The sequence below is a fragment of the Mesorhizobium sp. M2C.T.Ca.TU.002.02.1.1 genome, from assembly GCF_003997225.1.
The window spans coordinates 1-859 of the sequence record NZ_RZTO01001349.1; the positions used below are offsets into that span (position 1 = coordinate 1).

Here is an 859-nt window from a genome sequence, read left to right on the forward strand (position 1 = left end):
GATGCGGCCGGCCCTGGCCTCGGCGTCCATGGCGTCGACGAAGTCGCCGACCGGCACGTCCGGATTGTCGCGATGCATGAAATAGATGTCGACATGGTCGGTCTGCAGCCGGTCGAGCGACTGGGCGAGCTGCTTGCCGATCACGTCGGGATAACAGAGCGGCGAATGCGCGCCCTTGGCGATGATGACCGATTGCTCGCGGACGCCGCGATTTTTCAACCATTGGCCAAGCAGCGTCTCGGTGTAGCCGGCGCCGTAGACAAAGCCGGTGTCGAACAGATTGCCGCCGGCCTCGAAAAAGGCGTCGAGCAGGATCGAACCGGAGGAGAAGCTGCGGAAATCCTCGAAGCCGAGCGCCAGAAGCGAAACGGGTTTCGGCAGGCCGGGAATGGCACGCTTGGCGATGGTCTCGCCATCGGTGCGCAGCGGCCGGCCGGAGAGCGTGGTGACCCGCTTAGCCGGCTTTTCGATCTCGTATTCGAGCCCGACGGCCGCGCGCCACTTGTCGAGCACGCGCAGCGTGCCGAGGCTGTCGGCCCAGGACATGCCCGGCCAGGCGAATTCCTGCCGCCCGGCCAGGATCGCCTCGGCGGCGGCATCGACCTCGAAGGAATAGAGGTGACGCGTCTCGCCGAGGCTGATCGTCTCGCGAGCCGCCCCGGACCGGATCACCTCGATCCGGCCCGGTCCGACATCGCGGTTGCCACCGGCGAACCAGAAATCGGGCACCTCGATCCGGCCCTTGGTGCCGAGGATGCGCAGCACATTGTCCTGGTCGAGCGAGATGCTGCAGGAAACCTCGGCGACGATGCCGCCGGGGAAATGCAGCAGCGCCGAAGCCCATTCGTCGACGCCGGAC

Annotated in this window: 1 protein-coding gene; it reads right to left on the reverse strand. The window is 66.5% G+C overall.

The window, feature by feature from the left end; genetic code table 11:
* On the reverse strand, positions 1-859 hold an 859-nt coding region (locus EOD07_RS36030), incomplete at both ends, for an aldo/keto reductase (RefSeq protein ID WP_206519668.1).